Genomic DNA, 14,528 nt, shown 5'->3' with positions numbered 1-14,528 from the left:
CGGGGTTTCGCCGGGACGTCGGGCTCACACCAGGCTCAGCCAGTAGTCCTGGAACTTCAGGAAGACGAGGAGCAGGACGACGGCGTAGAAGACGACGACCAGGGTCCAGCGCCATTCGGCGAGGATGGCCATGATGCCGCGGGAGCGGCCCCAGGTCTCCTGGGTCGTGACGGCGAACAGCAGGGGAGTGACCGCCCAGACGACCATGCAGTACGGGCACAGGGCGTTGATGCGGTAGAGGCTCTGGAAGATGAGCCAGCAGATGGCGGCGACGCCGAGGACGGTGCCGAGCCACAGGCCGCCCCAGATCCAGCGGGGGAAGCCGACGCCGACGACGGCGAGGACGCCGAGGGTCACCACCACCGAGAAACCGACGATGCCGAACAGCGGGTTCGGGAAACCGAAGACCGCGGCCTGATCGGTCTTCATGATCGACCCGCACGAGAGCACCGAGTTGATGCTGCACGAGGTGACGTAATTCGGGTCGACGAACAGTTTGAAGCGTTCGACGGTCAGCGTGAACGACGCCAGCCACCCCGCCAGCCCGGCGATCAGCAGCAGCCACGCCGAGCGGGCGGGGGCGGTGATCACTTGGCCGCGTCGGCGATCACGGACGCCAGGCCGTTCTCGGTGAAGATGGCGTCGGACTGGTTGAGCTCGCCGTTGATGAACACCGACGGCGTCGACTTCACGCCACTGCTCAGGGTCTGCTGGGTGACCTGGGTGATGTAGTCGTTGTACGGCTTGTCGTTGATGCAGGTGGCCACCGCGGGATCGGTGTAGCCGGCCTCGGTCGCGATCTGGACCAGCTGCTCGTTGCTCAGACCCGCGGTGCCCTCGGCGGGCTGCTTGGCGAACATGGTCTGCAGCCAGCCCTGGTATTTGCTCGGGTCCGACTTCGCCACGCAGAACGAGGCGTTGGCCGCGCGCGAGGAGTACTGGGTCGAGGACGCGCGATCGAGGAAGGAGATGATCTGGTACTCGATCACGGCGGTGCCGTTGGCGGCGGCCTCGGCCAGCGCCTCACCGTTGGCGGCCTCGAACTGCTTGCAGGCCGGGCACTGCAGGTCGGCGACGACGCGGACCTTCACCTTGGCGTCCGGATTGCCGATGCGGACCGCGCCGGACTCGGTCACCGAGCCGCCGGTCGCGGGCAGCTGGGCCGCGGACGTGGCGGTGTTCTCGGAATCGGAGCCCGACTTCTTGACGGCGATGCCGATGCCGATCGCCGCGACCAGGGCCACCAGGACGGCGGCGACGCCGACCTGGATCGCGATCTTGCGCTTCCTGTCGGCTGCTTCGGCCGCCGCCAGCGGATTCTGCTTGCCCGTGCTCACCGTTGTCACACGCCTTTCGTTCGTGGTCTCCCCACCGGGGACATCATGCGGGCCGAACCTGAGAGTTTCTTCAACGATCCGGTCAGGACTCCTCGAGCCTGCGCAGCTGCTCGGCGACATCGAAATCGGCGGGCGGCCAGTCCAGGTCCAGACCGGTCAGCGCGTCGATCAACAACTCGGTCACCGCCAGGCGCGCGTACCACTTGTGGTCCGCGGGCAGCACGTACCACGGCGCGTAGTCGGTGTTGGTGCGTTCCAGAATGGTCTGATAGGCCTTCTGATAGTCGGGCCAGAAGCCGCGCTCGGTGATGTCGGCGGGGTTGAACTTCCAGTACTTGTCGGGGCGCTCGAGCCGCTCGCGCAGTCGGCGTTTCTGTTCGTCGAGGGAGACGAACATGGCGACCTTCACGATCGTGGTGCCGGTGTCGGCCACCTCACGTTCGAAGGCGTTGATCAGGTCGTAGCGCTGTTCCCATTCCGACTGCGGCACGAGCTCGTGCACTCGCACGACCAGCACGTCCTCGTAGTGCGAGCGGTCGAACACGCCGATCTGGCCGTGCGCGGGCAGGCGCTTGCGGATGCGCCAGAGGAAATCGTGCTGCTTCTCCTCCTCGGTCGGGACGCCGAAGGACGCGTGGTCGACCCCCTGCGGATCGACCGAACCGATCACGTGGCGCACGATGCCGCCCTTGCCCGCGGTGTCCATGCCCTGCAATACCAGCAACACACTGTGCTTACCGCCCGTGCGACCGTGCGCGAACAGCTTCTCCTGCAGATCCGACAGCACGATGCCACGCTCGGTCAGCAGCGTCTTGCCGCGCTGCTTGTCACCGATGAACCCCGGCGTCGCCGAGGTGTCGAGATCGATGATCCGCTGGCCGTCGGCCCGCAACGCGGTGGTGACGGGTTCGGCCCAGTGTTTCGCCATTTCCCATGCCTACCACTACTGCGCGCGATCGACCGGCAAGCTCGACGCAATCGTTGCCTGCCAGCAGGCGACGCCGGCCGGGTCGGCGATCTCGGGCCGGTGCACGTATACCGGATCGGCGCCCGCGGCCTGCTGCGCGCGGTAGTCGGCCAGCAGCCGGAACGCGACGACGCCGAGCGGGATGATCGCGGCCAGGTTGACCAGCGCCATCACGCCCATGAACACATCGGCCAGGTTCCAGATCAGGCTCACCGAGCCGAGCGCCCCGCCGAACACGGCCACCAGCACCGCCACCCGGAAGGCCGTGAGCACCTCCGGCCGGTCGGTGATGAACTCGATATTGGCCCGGCCGTAGTAGAAGTTGCCGATCATCGAGCTGAACGCGAGCAGGAACACCACCGCGGTCAGCACGTGTCCGGCCCAGCCGCCGAGGCTGGTCTGCAGCGCGCTCTGAGTGAGGTCGGCGCTGCGCCGCTCCGACAGGTCGGGGTCGCTGGTCAGGATGATGAACGCGGTGATCGAGCAGATCAGCAGGGTGTCGAAGTAGACGCCCAGCGACTGCACGAGCCCTTGCTTCACCGGATGCGAGACGTCGGCCGCGGCCGCCGCGTTCGGCGAGGAACCGAGACCGGCTTCGTTGGAGAACATGCCGCGCCGGATGCCCTGCGCGATCGCGACGCCGACGCCACCGCCGACCACCTCGCGCAGGCCGAACGCGCCGCCGACGATATCGGCGATCACCCGCGGCAGATCGTCGATGTTGAGCACCACCACCGCGATGCCGAGCAACAGATACACGATCGCCATGACCGGCACGAGCACCTCGGTGATGTGGCTGATCCGGCGCACTCCGCCGAAGATCACCACCCCGAGCAGGGCGATCAGCGCGAGCCCGACAGCCACGGGGAACCAGTCGCCGTCGAGGTCCGGCAATGAGGCCCTGGTGGTGGCCACGATGGTGTTGGACTGCACGGCGTTGAACACGAAACCGAAGGTCACCGTGATGATGACCGCGAAGATCATGCCCTGCCAGCGCCGCCGCAGCCCGTACTGCATGTAGTAGGCGGGGCCGCCGCGGAAGGTGCCCGGCTCGTGCTCGGGCCGCTTGTACAGCTGGGCGAGGGTGGATTCGACGAAGGCCGAGGCCGCGCCGAGGGTCGCCATCGCCCACATCCAGAACACCGCGCCCGGCCCGCCGACGCTGATCGCGGTGGCGACGCCGGCGATATTGCCGGTGCCCACCCGCGCCGCCGCCGAGATGCTGAACGCGCCGAACGCCGACACCGACTTCTTCCCGTCGGCGGCGGGCTGTCCCTTCTCGGCGACCACCCGCAGCATCTCCGGCAGCATCCGCAACTGCACCACTCCGCTGCGCACGGTGAAGTACAGCCCGGCCGCGATCACCAGGGGGATCAGCAGCCAGTTCCAGAACACGTCGTTGCCATCGACGACGACCGAGTTCAGCGTGTCCATGCGGCGAGGCTACCGTCGGGCAACCGCGCGACCGGTCAGGCCGCGCCCGATGTCGCCCGATCCGCGTCCTGACCGGTCAGGCGGGCCGGGTGGCGTCGACGTACTGCATGAAACGGTGCACGCGCTGGTCGATTTCGACCAGCCCGGCCTCGGCGAACAGACGCGGGAAGGTGTCGCGACCGAACAGCCGCAGCCCGCTCAGACCCGCGGCCACGGTGCTGGCCCGGCCGAACAGGTTGTCCTCGCGAAAGCTGGTGGTGATCGCGATCCGGCCGCCCGGCGCGAGCACCCGGATCATCTCGCGGGTGGCCGCGATCGGATCGGGGATCAGGTACAGCGCGCCGAAACAGCAGACGGCGTCGAAGGTTCCGTCGGCGAAGGGCAGCATCCGCGCGTCACCGCGGACGTAGCCGACCCGCGGGCCCGCGTTGTCGACGGCGGCCTTGGCCAGCATCGGCTCGGAGTAGTCCAGCCCGGTGACGAAGCCGTCACCGGCGAGGAACTCGCTCAGGTACCGGGTGAAATTGCCGGGGCCGCAAGCCAGATCGAGCACCTTCTTGCTACCGCTGAGCCGCAGCGTGTCCACGGCCTCGCGGCGATCGCTGCCGGTGGTGCGGCCGCTGGCCAGGTAGAACAGCGTGGGCCGCCACGCGTGCTCGTAGACCGCGGCCAGCGCGGGCGCGTTCATGGTCCTGCGGGCCAGGTTCACTGCCGTGCGACCTCGATCGTCATGCCCGCGCCGCGCAGCCGCTCGGTGAGCGCCTCGCCCATGGCCGAGGCGGGGGTGAGAATGCCCGCGCGCGGCGGGAGTTCGTCGAAGGCCAGGCTCAAACCGGCCTGGCCGAGCAGGACGGCGGTGGCCTGGTAGCCGGGGTCGCCGGTGCCGGAGAAGGTGGCCTGGTACTTGGCGCCGGAGCTGGTGCGGGCGAAGGTCTTCATGGTGAACCAGCCGCTGAGGCGCGCCTTCTCGCTGGGCCCGGTGCCCGGCTTGGGCAGGATGCGGTCGAGCAGCTTGCGCCCGAACGAGACGCGCGAGAGCACCGCGCCCGAGGCCATGCCCGCCACGATGCCGCCCGCGATCCCGGCCGCCACCAGCGGCGCCGCCGCCGAGTTGCCCGCGTTCATGACCTCGCGGTAGCGGAACTGCTTGCCGTAAGCCCAGCCGAGCAGGCCGTTGGTGCGGCGCACGACCTTGGTGTTGTGCGAGGCCATGATGAACGTGGTGACCCAGCCGTTGAGGCTCGGGTCGATGCTGTCGGCGCGGGCCAGCGCCTGGTCGGACTGGCGGCCGACGTCGGGCTCCATCGAGCGATCGGGGCTCAGCGAGTACGGGTGCGCGAGGATCTTGCCGCGGCCGGAATCGGCGGCGATGTCCTCCATCATGGCGCGGCCGGAATCGATGGTGCCGCCGCTCATTCCGCCCTTGAGGTAGGCGACCAGCGTGGTGTCCTCCAGCTCGCCGGTGTCGTCGGCGACGCTCGCGCGGTAGATCTCGTAGACGCTCAGATCCGACGGAATCGAGTCGTAGCCACAGGAATTCACGATCTTGGCACCGGAGTCGACGGCGACCCGCTCGAACTGCTCGATGGCGTCGTGGATGAACAGCGGCTCACCGGTGAGGTCGGCGTAGTGGGTGCCCGCGGCGGCGCACGCGCCGAGCAGCGGCATGCCGTAGCGCAGGTACGGGCCGACCGTGGTCACCACGACCTTGGTTCGCTCGGCCATCGCGGCGAGCGAGGCCGGATCGGTCGAATCGGCGACGACCAGTTCCCAATTCGCCGCGGCGGGGCCGAGTTCGGCGCGCACGGCGGCGAGCTTGTCGGCCGAGCGGCCCGCCAGCGCGATCCGCGCGTCGGCGGGGGCGGCGGTGAGCAGGTATTCGGCGGTGAGTTTGCCGACGAATCCCGTCGCGCCGAACAGGATCAGGTCGAACTCGCGGTGCTGCGGCACAGGGGCGCCTTTCATCGAGTGCTCGCCTTGCGGGCGCGCGGCTTCTTCGTCGGTTTCGGCGGGTGGGTGGTGAGCCAATCACGGTGGGCCAGACCGAGTTCGGTGACCGGGGGCTCGTCGTAGAGCCATTCCCGGGCGATCAGGTGCCAGTTGTTGGTGCTGTCGAGCTGGCCGAGCATGCCGAAGGTGAGGAAGTCGGCCCGGCGGGAGAACAGGTGCTCCGGCGGCAGATTCTGCTGCTTCATGCCGGTGAACTCGCTGGCCCTGGGGTCAACGGCCAGCAGGAACGCGCCGCTGGCGAGTTCGGGGGTGATGGTCAGTTCCTCGTCGACCAGACACCATTCGGAGGCGGCGAGTACGTACTCGAGACATTCCTCGGCGCCGATCTCGTCCGGCGAATCGATCACGCCGCGCTCGATCATCAACTGCCGCAGGTCTTCCGCGCGGTCCTCGGCGGCGGCGCGCAGGCAGAGGATCTCGAAGTGCACGAGTTTGGGGTCCATGCGGTTGAACAGGCCGAAGTCGAGGAAGGCCACCCGGCCGTCGCGGGCCAGCAGCACATTGCCCGGATGCGGGTCGCCGCAGAACTCGTTGAAGGTGAACAGCGAGCCGACGTAGAAGCGGTAGATGATCTCGCCGACCCGGTCGCGTTCGGCGGCGGGCAGATTCCGGATCTCGTCGAAGCCGGTGCCCTCGATGAACTCGCTGACCAGTACGCGGGTGGTCGAGAGCTCCCGCACCGCGTCGGGCACCACGATGAACGGGTGGTCGCGGTAGAGGTGCGCGATCTCGGACTGGGTGACCGCCTCGGCCACGTAGTCGAGTTCGGCCTCCATGTTCAGTTTCAGCTCGTCGAGCACCGCCGGGGTGATCCACGGCATGGCCGAGGCCAGCACCCGGCGGAACATGGTCAGGTTCTTCAGGTCGGCGCGTACCGCGGCGTCGACGCCGGGGTACTGGACCTTCACCGCGACGGCCCTGCCGTCGGGCAGGGTGGCCCGGTAGACCTGGCCGATCGAGGCCGCCGCGATCGGCTCGGGGTCGAATTCGGCGAACACCTCGGTCAGCGGACGGCCGAAGTCCTCCTCGACGACCGCGCGCATCGCGTCGAACGAGACGGTCGGCGCGGCGTTGCGCAGCACGGCCAGCCGCTGCTGGAACCGGTCGCGATGGTCCGGCGGCACCAGATCCAGGTCGAGCACCGACATCATCTGGCCGAGCTTCATGGCCACGCCCTTCATGGTGCCCAGCACCATGACCACCTGCTCGGTGGTGCGGATCATCGACTCCTCGGCCATTCTGGCGCGCACGGCTTCCGAGCGGCCGCGCATGGACAGTCTGGTCTTCTTCGAGCGGATCACCGAGCTCGCCGCTACCGCCCCCAGCTTCGTCCCGCGGGCAAGCCGGGATGTCGGCACGTTTTTCGCCATCGAGGTACCTCCATTGGTGCCGACGCGCAGGGTGGCCGCCGACGACACGAAGCGCACGCGACCACCCGCGGTGACGCAAGCCACAGCGCCCCGCTCGGTTCAGCGTAACGAACCGGGCGGCGATGTCGAGCCCGGCTCCGGCGATCGCGAGGATCGCCCGGTCAGGAGGGCTGGACGGGAATCTCGGGCAGCTGGTGGCTCTGCGAGGTGAAGTACTCGGGCGACCCGCCCGCCCTGGCGACACCCTCGATCGCCGACCACGCCATCATCGTCAGGTAGTCGATGACGTCCTGGCGCGGCATCGCCTTCTCGGTGGTCGTCCACCAATGCGTGGCCAGCTGGATGCCGCCGACCAGCACATACGACCACAGCATCGCGCCGTCGGTCCGCACGCCCTTGGCGCCGGCCCGGTCGACGAGCACGGCCGTGACCACCTCGGCGAAGAGCCGTTCGAACTCCGCCAGCGAGGACTTGTCGCCCGCGGAGTTGCTCATGATGAACCGGTAGACCTCGGGGTCGTCGTCGACGGTGCCGACGTACTCGGTCATCGCGGCGCGCACCAGCTGGTACTCGTCGGCGTCGAGGTTGATCGCGCCGTACACGCGCGGCAGCAGCGTGGTCTCGATGAACCGCTGCATGGTGGCGTGCACGAGGTCGTTCTTGTCGGCGAAGTAGCGGTACAGCACGGTCTTGGACACGCCGATCTCGGTGGCGATCTCGTCCATGCCCGCCTGGCTGCCGCGCGCGCGGATGGCGTTGAGCGTGCCGTCGACCAGCTCTTCGCGCCGGTCGATCTTGTGCTGTCGCCACCGCCGTTTGCGGCCGTCGACAGGACCGCCGCCGCGCACGGTGGCGGCGCGGCCCGTCTGCTCGCCGATCTCGACAAGGTCTTCGGTGGACAGAACAGCCCCCTTGTGATCGATAGTGGCGTCTCTGGTTCTACAGCTTAGGCGCGCCGGTGTGGGGTGGCGCTCGTTTGGTCGACGTTGCGGCATTTACCACATCTCGGTGCTTACCCGCGCGTAAGACGAACCGGGCGGTTTTGCGGCGTCGGGGCGGGCGCCACGCGGGTTGGCGGCGGCGCGCTCGCCGCGCGCACAGCAGAATGGGGGCTATGGAGAAAGCTCCCGGCAACACGGCGGTTCTCACGCCGCGCACCGAGCCCGCCGCGCAACCAGCGGGTTTCGCGGTCATGACCGACGAGGCCGGCAAGAAACGTGACCTCTTCAAGATGAAAGCGCTGGCCACCGGATTCCTGCTGGTGGCCAGCGCGGTGTACCTGTTCTGCCGTTGGCTCGAATCGCGCGGCTCCGGCGGCGAGTGGGTCGGCTACGTGCGGGCCGCCTCCGAGGCGGGCATGGTCGGCGCGCTGGCCGACTGGTTCGCGGTGACCGCGCTGTTCAAGCACCCGCTGGGCCTGCCGATCCCGCACACCGCGATCATCCGCAAGAAGAAGGACCAGCTCGGGTCGAGCCTGGGCGCCTTCGTGGGGACCAACTTCCTCGCGCCGGACGTGGTGTCGGCCCGGCTGGACTCCGCGCAGATCTCGCTGCGGGTCGGGCGCTGGATGGCCGATCCGGGCCACGCGGCGCGGGTGGCCCAGGAAAGCGCGACGATCCTGACCGCGGTGGTCGGCGTGCTGCGCGACGAGGACGTCGAGCAGATCATCGACAACACGATCGTCAAGCGGATCGCCGAACCGCTGTGGGGTCCGCCGCTCGGGCGGGTGCTCTCGGAGATGATCGCCGACAATCGCCAGCTGCCGCTGATCGACCTGCTGGCCGAGCGCGCGCATCAGTGGGCGCTGGGTTCGCAGGAGACGATCGATCGGATCGTGCTGCGCGACGCGCCGCAGTGGGCGCCGAAATTCGTCAACACGCTGCTGTCCGAGCGGATCTACCGGGAACTGGTCGAATTCACCTGGAAGGTGCGGTCGAATCCCGATCACGAACTCCGCAAGGCCGCCGATCGCTTCCTCCAGGATTTCGCCGACGATCTGCAGCACGACGACGCGATGATCGCCAAGGCGGAGAAGGTCAAGGCCGAGATCATGGGCCGCGAGCAGATCACCGGCATGGCCGAGGCGACCTGGCGCGCGGCCAAGCGGCTGATTCTGGAATCGGCCGACGACCCCGATTCCACGTTGCGCCGCAAGGTGGCCGAGAATGTGCAGCAGCTCGGTGAACGCTTGCGCGACGACCCGGCCATGCGCGGCAAGGTGGACGGCTGGATCGACCGCGGCGCCCGCTATCTGGTCGGTAACTACTCGGCCGAGATCACGACCCTGGTGACCGACACCGTCGCGCGCTGGGACGCCGACGAGGCGAGTCGCAAGATCGAACTGCAGGTCGGCCGGGATCTGCAGTTCATCAGGATCAACGGCACGGTCGTCGGCGCGCTGGCCGGCCTGGCCATCTACACGATCTCGCAGTTGCTGTTCCACTGAGCCGAACTGTTAGCCGAACCTGTGCTAACAGGAGTGCTTGCAATAGCTAGCACCCTGATTTAGTATTGACCGTACAACCGCCAGAAGGTGAGTGATGGCAGACCAGCCCGAGGGACGTGTAGCGCACGCGGCACAAGACATCGGAGGGTTCATCAGGTCCCAGCGCGAAGCCGCGCAGGTGTCCTTACGTCAGCTCGCCGCACTGGCGGGGGTGAGTAATCCGTACCTGAGCCAGATCGAACGCGGATTGCGTAACCCCTCCGCCGAAGTACTCGCGCAGATCGCCAAGGCGCTGCGGGTGTCCTCGGAGGTGTTGTATGTGCGGGCCGGATATCTCGAGCAGCGCCCGCACAGCCCGGTCAGGGACGCCCTGCTCGCGGACACTTCGGTGACCGAGCGGCAGAAACAGGTGTTGCTGGAAATCTATGAGTCGTTTCGCCGGGAAAACGGGGAAGAAACCGGCTCAGGGGGGATCGAACGGGACAGCGACGTTTCGTTCACGACAACTGACACTCCGCCACGCCAGGAGAACGAAGACTGATGACCGAGAAGACCGCTACCGTGACCAAGCCGCTGTTCGCCACCGTCGGTGCCGGTGACGCCATCTACACCGCCGTGAACGAGGTCGTCGCCGACGTCCGCGAGCGCGTCGCCACCACCGATGTGCAGGCCCGCGTCGACGAGGCCCGCGAGCGCATCGCCAACGTGCCCGCCGACGTGCAGGCCCAGTTCGACACCATCCGTGAGCGCATCGCCGGCCTGCCGTCGGAGCTGCCCGAGGACCTCGCCGAGCTGCGCGAGAAGTTCACCCCGGAAGAGCTGCGCAAGCTGGCCGAGCAGTACTACCGCCAGGCCCTCGACATCTACGCCGACCTCGCCGTCCGCGGTGAGGAGACCGTCGACCGCCTGCGCGCCAACCAGGCCGTCGACGAGCAGATCGGTCGCGTGGAGAGCCTGTACAAGGATGCCTCCGCCCGCGCCGAGGATGCCCTCGCCAAGGTCACCGACCTGCTGGGCCGTGGCAAGGCCGAGGCCGAGGCCGTCGCCGACGAGGTCGCGGCTGTCGTCGATGCCGAGGTCGTCGCCGTGACCACCGAGGAGCCCGCGCCGGCTCCGGCCGCCAAGGCCCCCGCCGCCAAGAAGGCGCCGGCCAAGAAGGCCCCCGCGAAGAAGGCCGCCCCCAAGAAGGCCTGACACAGCACCGCGCACAGCGGCCCCGCACACCACTGGTGAGCGGGGCCGCTGTTCGTATGATGGGGGAGTGAACATGGTGAACGGTCTGACGTCGCTGATCCTGCTGGCCCTGTGGGTGGCGGCCTTCGGCGCGACGGTGTTCGCGCTCATCCACGCTGTGCGTCAGCGCGCGGACGCCTTCCCGGCGGTCGACAAGATGACCAAGCCGATCTGGCTGGCGATTCTCGCCGGCGCGCTGGTCTTCCTGCTGCTCGGCATCGCCGGCTTCGGCATGTTGACCTCGTTCATCGCGATCATCGCGACGGGTGTGTACCTCGCGGATGTGCGTCCCAAGGTCGACGAGGTGCAGCGCGGCCCGCGCTGGTGACGGCGCGCGCCGAATTTCCGGCGCGGATCCCTCGCGGTTCAGTGGTACGCGGTGTTACTGTATCTGGCAGTAACACAAAGGAGTGTGCCGATGCGTGCAAAGCTGCCGACGGCTCTGCTGAACCTGGTCGATTCCGCGTCCCTCGTGGTCAAGACCACCCTGGCGGCCCACCGGGCCGATCTGCGGACGCGAACCCACGGGGTCGCGGCGTTCGATCCGCCGACCGTGCCCGCGGACGTGATCCCCGTGGTCACCGCCGACGGCGCCCGGCTGCGAGTGCACGCCTACGGGCCCGTCGACGCGCCGGTCATGGTGCTGGTGCACGGCTGGACCTGCTCCATCGAGTACTGGAACGCCCAGATCAACGCCTTCGCCGGCGAGTACCGCGTGGTCGCCTACGACCAGCGCGGCCACGGTGAGAGCACCAACGGCTACGCCAAGCCGAGCCCGGCCCTGCTCGCCGACGACCTGGCCGACGTCCTCGACGCCGTGCTGTTGCCCGGTCAGCGGGCCGTGCTCGTCGGCCACAGCATGGGCGGCATGACGCTGATCTCCTGGGCCGGTCGTTTCTCCGAGCGCGTGGCCGATCAGGCCGCCGCGGTGGTGCTCACCAACACCGGCGCGCATTCGCTCGTCGAGGTGTCGACCATGGTCCCCGGCCTGAACCGGCCGCTGCGGATCCTGCGCGGCAAGCACCTGCCGACGCCGGACTGGCTGGGCAGGATCATCCTCGGCACCCCCGTGCTGTTCCCGCCGATCAAGCCCGTGCGCTGGATCTTCGCCCGCCAGGTGATGACGCTGGACACCCCGCGCCCGACCCTCGACTACGCGCTCTCGGTGGTCCGTGGTTGTCCGGCGATGACGCGCTCGCGCTGGGGCCTGGTCCTGGCCGAACTCCACCTGGGCGACGACGCCGCCAACCTCGTGGTGCCCACCACCGTGCTGGCCGGTGACCGCGACGACCTCACCCCGCCGCTGCACGCCGAGCGCCTCGCCGAGCTGCTGCGCCGCGCCGGCAACCTCGCCCGGCACAAGGTGCTGCCGACCGGCCATCTGGGCAACGTCGAACGCCACGACCTGTTCAACGCCGAACTGGCCGAGGTCATGGCCGCCGTCCGTGAGCCTGTGTACGCGGTGAGCTGAGCGCCTGCGAGGATGGGCGGATGAGTTCTGCCCCTGTGACCTCGGATGACCGCCGGTTCGTGCTGACCCTGGGCTGCCCGGACCGGCCGGGCATCATCGCCCGGATCTCCTCGTTCATCGCCGATTTCGGCGGCTCGATCGTAGAGGCCGGCTACCACTCCGACGGTGACATCGGCTGGTTCTTCACCCGGCAGGCGGTCAAGGCCGCGACCGTGCCGTTCGGCATCGACGAACTGCGCGCCCGCTTCGCCGAGGTGGCCGCCGAGTTCGGTCCCGAGACCGACTGGCAGCTGCACGACTCGGGGGCGCCGCGCCGGGCGGTGCTGCTGGTCAGTAAGGACGGGCACTGCCTGCACGACCTGCTCGGGCGCGCGGCCGCCGGCGAGCTGCCCGCCACCATCGAGGCCGTCATCGGCAACCACCCCGACCTGGCCGGGATGACCGAGGCGCACGGCGTGAAGTTCCACTACGTGCCGTTTCCGAAGGACCCGGCCGAGCGGGGCCCGGCCTTCGAGCAGGTCCGCGATCTCGTCGACGCCCACGATCCGCATGCCGTCGTCCTCGCCCGCTTCATGCAGGTGCTGCCCGCCGAACTGTGCGCGCACTGGGCGGGCCGGGCGATCAACATCCACCACAGCTTCCTGCCATCGTTCGTCGGCGCGCGCCCGTACCACCAGGCCTACGCGCGCGGGGTGAAGCTGATCGGCGCGACCTGTCACTACGTCACCGCCGAACTGGACGCGGGGCCGATCATCGAGCAGGACGTCATCCGCGTCGACCACGCCGACGACGTGCGCGACATGGTGCGGCAGGGCCGCGACATCGAGCGGGTCGTGCTGGCGCGCGGGCTGCGCTGGCACCTGGAGGGCCGGGTGCTCGTGCACGGCCGCCGCACGGTCGTCTTCGAGTAACCGCTCAGAGGTCGTAGAACGGCGCCGGGTAGCGGAACTCGCCGGTGACGGCCGGGTCGTAGGCCGTCATCGGACGGACCTGGAAGAACTCCGTCCAGTCGGCCTCGTCCGGCACGATGCCGAGCCGGGCGCCGGGCACGAACCCGAAGCGGGTGTAGTAGTCGGGATTGCCGACCAGGCCGACGACCGATTCGTCGAGCGCGTCGGCGGCCCCGAGCGCGGCGTGCATCAACGCCGAACCGACCCCGGTCTTCTGATGGTCGGGATCGACGCCGAGCGGGCCGAGCGCGAGCACCGGGAACGGGCCGATCCCCGCCCTGGTGAGGCACAGGTGCCCGACCACGGTGTCGTACTCGAGGGCGACCAGCGACAGCGTGGGCATCCACGATTCGTCGGTGCGCAGCGCGTCGACGAGCGCTACCTCGGGTGGTTCGGTGATCGCCGGGTCGTCGGCGTAGTGGGGGGTGAAGGCGTCGCGGTGGATGGCGGCGATGGCCGCGGCGTCCGCTGGGGTCTCTCGACGGATCAGCACAATCGTCTCCGTATCCTCGGCGGCCGGCGCCGGTCGAAAACCGCCACGCTTAAGTCTCCCGGATTCGGGTACACCCGCGCAACGCTGTTCGCGTGGCGGCCTGCGCGGCGGCGGCCGTGTTGCGGTGTGTCATGCTCGAGACCATGACCGTCTCGACACCGCTGACCCGGGCCGACGTGGCCGCGATGATCGATCACACCCTGCTCGCCCCCGAAGCCACACCGGCCCAGGTCCAGGAGCTGATCGCCGAGGCGCGCACGCTCGGCGTGTACGCGATCTGCGTGTCGCCCTCGATGCTGCCGGTGCGGGCGCCGGGGCTGGTCGTCGCGACCGTCGCCGGTTTCCCGTCCGGCAAACACCACTCGCTGGTCAAGGGCGCCGAGGCGCGCTTCGCGGTCGAGCAGGGCGCGGCCGAGGTCGACATGGTCATCGATGTGGGCGCCGCGCTGGCCGGTGATTTCAACGCCGTGCTCACCGACGTCATCACGGTGCGCGAGGCGACCACCGACCGCGGCGCCGTGCTCAAGGTGATCATCGAATCGGCCGCGCTCACCGACGAGGCGATCGTCGGCGCGTGCCGGGCCGCCGAGGAGGGCGGCGCCGACTTCGTGAAGACCTCGACCGGATTCCACCCGGCGGGCGGGGCCAGCGTGCACGCGGTCCGGCTGATGGCCGAGACCGTCGGCGGCCGCCTCGGCGTCAAGGCCAGCGGTGGCATCCGCACCGCCGAGGACGCGGCCGCGATGATCGCGGCGGGCGCCACCCGGCTCGGGCTGTCCAAGTCCGCCGCGGTGCTCGACGGGTTTCCCGGCTAGCG

16 protein-coding genes are annotated in these 14,528 nt (G+C 69.0%); 7 read left to right on the top strand and 9 right to left on the bottom strand.

The window, feature by feature from the left end; translation table 11 throughout:
* Positions 1-24: 24 nt before the first annotated feature.
* From Q7X29_RS31885 to Q7X29_RS31850, 8 genes are all read right to left on the bottom strand, one after another.
* Positions 25-591, bottom strand: a complete 567-nt coding sequence (locus Q7X29_RS31885) for a vitamin K epoxide reductase family protein (RefSeq protein WP_218722026.1) — start codon at positions 589-591, stop codon at positions 25-27.
* Complete coding sequence (locus tag Q7X29_RS31880) at positions 588-1,346, bottom strand: DsbA family protein (protein WP_218722025.1); 759 nt, start codon at positions 1,344-1,346, stop codon at positions 588-590. The genes Q7X29_RS31885 and Q7X29_RS31880 overlap by 4 nt, the downstream gene beginning before the upstream one ends.
* A gap of 73 nt (positions 1,347-1,419) precedes the next feature.
* Positions 1,420-2,265, bottom strand: a complete 846-nt coding sequence (locus tag Q7X29_RS31875; RefSeq protein ID WP_218722024.1) for a PPK2 family polyphosphate kinase — start codon at positions 2,263-2,265, stop codon at positions 1,420-1,422.
* 15 nt (positions 2,266-2,280) lie between these two features.
* A complete protein-coding gene (locus tag Q7X29_RS31870) occupies positions 2,281-3,738 on the bottom strand; it encodes an alanine/glycine:cation symporter family protein (RefSeq protein WP_316576225.1) in 1,458 nt (485 codons plus the stop codon).
* A 76-nt stretch (positions 3,739-3,814) separates the two neighbouring features.
* Complete coding sequence (locus Q7X29_RS31865; RefSeq protein ID WP_316576224.1) at positions 3,815-4,447, bottom strand: class I SAM-dependent methyltransferase; 633 nt, start codon at positions 4,445-4,447, stop codon at positions 3,815-3,817.
* The gene (locus tag Q7X29_RS31860; RefSeq protein ID WP_218722021.1) at positions 4,444-5,703 is read right to left on the bottom strand and encodes a saccharopine dehydrogenase family protein; all 1,260 of its coding nucleotides are present in this window, start codon (positions 5,701-5,703) and stop codon (positions 4,444-4,446) included. The genes Q7X29_RS31865 and Q7X29_RS31860 overlap by 4 nt, the downstream gene beginning before the upstream one ends.
* Entirely contained in the window at positions 5,700-7,118 is a 1,419-nt protein-coding gene (locus Q7X29_RS31855) for an ABC1 kinase family protein (protein ID WP_218722020.1), read from the bottom strand. Before Q7X29_RS31855 ends, Q7X29_RS31860 begins: the two co-directional genes overlap by 4 nt.
* Before the next feature lie 161 nt (positions 7,119-7,279).
* On the bottom strand, positions 7,280-7,966 hold the full coding sequence (locus Q7X29_RS31850; RefSeq protein ID WP_308248706.1) for a TetR/AcrR family transcriptional regulator: 687 nt from the start codon (positions 7,964-7,966) through the stop codon (positions 7,280-7,282).
* A 266-nt stretch (positions 7,967-8,232) separates the two neighbouring features.
* Between Q7X29_RS31850 and Q7X29_RS31845 the strand changes: the two genes are divergently transcribed.
* From Q7X29_RS31845 to purU, 6 genes are all read left to right on the top strand, one after another.
* Entirely contained in the window at positions 8,233-9,564 is a 1,332-nt protein-coding gene (locus tag Q7X29_RS31845; protein WP_218722018.1) for a DUF445 domain-containing protein, read from the top strand.
* 94 nt (positions 9,565-9,658) lie between these two features.
* A complete protein-coding gene (locus Q7X29_RS31840; protein WP_071932013.1) occupies positions 9,659-10,105 on the top strand; it encodes a helix-turn-helix domain-containing protein in 447 nt (148 codons plus the stop codon).
* Positions 10,105-10,758, top strand: a complete 654-nt coding sequence (locus Q7X29_RS31835) for a heparin-binding hemagglutinin (protein ID WP_305082669.1) — start codon at positions 10,105-10,107, stop codon at positions 10,756-10,758. Before Q7X29_RS31840 ends, Q7X29_RS31835 begins: the two co-directional genes overlap by 1 nt.
* A gap of 73 nt (positions 10,759-10,831) precedes the next feature.
* On the top strand, positions 10,832-11,125 hold the full coding sequence (locus Q7X29_RS31830; protein ID WP_218722203.1) for a DUF2516 family protein: 294 nt from the start codon (positions 10,832-10,834) through the stop codon (positions 11,123-11,125).
* Between the two features lie 90 nt (positions 11,126-11,215).
* Positions 11,216-12,268 (top strand): alpha/beta fold hydrolase, encoded by a 1,053-nt coding sequence (locus Q7X29_RS31825; protein ID WP_316576223.1) that lies wholly within the window; start codon positions 11,216-11,218, stop codon positions 12,266-12,268.
* A 20-nt stretch (positions 12,269-12,288) separates the two neighbouring features.
* On the top strand, positions 12,289-13,179 hold the full coding sequence (gene purU, locus Q7X29_RS31820) for a formyltetrahydrofolate deformylase (RefSeq protein ID WP_218722017.1): 891 nt from the start codon (positions 12,289-12,291) through the stop codon (positions 13,177-13,179).
* A 4-nt stretch (positions 13,180-13,183) separates the two neighbouring features.
* On the opposite strand, the gene Q7X29_RS31815 is transcribed toward purU, so the two are convergent.
* Positions 13,184-13,711, bottom strand: coding sequence for a GNAT family N-acetyltransferase (locus tag Q7X29_RS31815; RefSeq protein WP_218722016.1), 528 nt, complete (start codon positions 13,709-13,711; stop codon positions 13,184-13,186).
* A 143-nt stretch (positions 13,712-13,854) separates the two neighbouring features.
* Between Q7X29_RS31815 and deoC the strand changes: the two genes are divergently transcribed.
* Entirely contained in the window at positions 13,855-14,526 is a 672-nt protein-coding gene (deoC, locus tag Q7X29_RS31810; RefSeq protein WP_255588735.1) for a deoxyribose-phosphate aldolase, read from the top strand.
* Positions 14,527-14,528: the final 2 nt, after the last annotated feature.

This window comes from Nocardia canadensis, assembly GCF_032656385.1.
In the GTDB taxonomy this organism is placed as follows: domain Bacteria; phylum Actinomycetota; class Actinomycetes; order Mycobacteriales; family Mycobacteriaceae; genus Nocardia; species Nocardia canadensis.
The sequence above is the reverse complement of the archived record's forward strand: the minus strand, read 5'-3'. Positions and strand labels throughout refer to the sequence as shown.

Coding starts and splice junctions, on each gene's coding strand:
- Q7X29_RS31875 (WP_218722024.1), bottom strand. CDS start 2,265: ATGGCGAAACACTGGGCCGAACCCGTCACCACCGCGTTGCGGGCCGAC.
- Q7X29_RS31870 (WP_316576225.1), bottom strand. CDS start 3,738: ATGGACACGCTGAACTCGGTCGTCGTCGATGGCAACGACGTGTTCTGG.
- Q7X29_RS31860 (WP_218722021.1), bottom strand. CDS start 5,703: ATGAAAGGCGCCCCTGTGCCGCAGCACCGCGAGTTCGACCTGATCCTG.
- Q7X29_RS31855 (WP_218722020.1), bottom strand. CDS start 7,118: ATGGCGAAAAACGTGCCGACATCCCGGCTTGCCCGCGGGACGAAGCTG.
- Q7X29_RS31845 (WP_218722018.1), top strand. CDS start 8,233: ATGGAGAAAGCTCCCGGCAACACGGCGGTTCTCACGCCGCGCACCGAG.
- Q7X29_RS31840 (WP_071932013.1), top strand. CDS start 9,659: ATGGCAGACCAGCCCGAGGGACGTGTAGCGCACGCGGCACAAGACATC.
- Q7X29_RS31835 (WP_305082669.1), top strand. CDS start 10,105: ATGACCGAGAAGACCGCTACCGTGACCAAGCCGCTGTTCGCCACCGTC.
- Q7X29_RS31830 (WP_218722203.1), top strand. CDS start 10,832: ATGGTGAACGGTCTGACGTCGCTGATCCTGCTGGCCCTGTGGGTGGCG.
- Q7X29_RS31825 (WP_316576223.1), top strand. CDS start 11,216: ATGCGTGCAAAGCTGCCGACGGCTCTGCTGAACCTGGTCGATTCCGCG.
- purU (WP_218722017.1), top strand. CDS start 12,289: ATGAGTTCTGCCCCTGTGACCTCGGATGACCGCCGGTTCGTGCTGACC.
- deoC (WP_255588735.1), top strand. CDS start 13,855: ATGACCGTCTCGACACCGCTGACCCGGGCCGACGTGGCCGCGATGATC.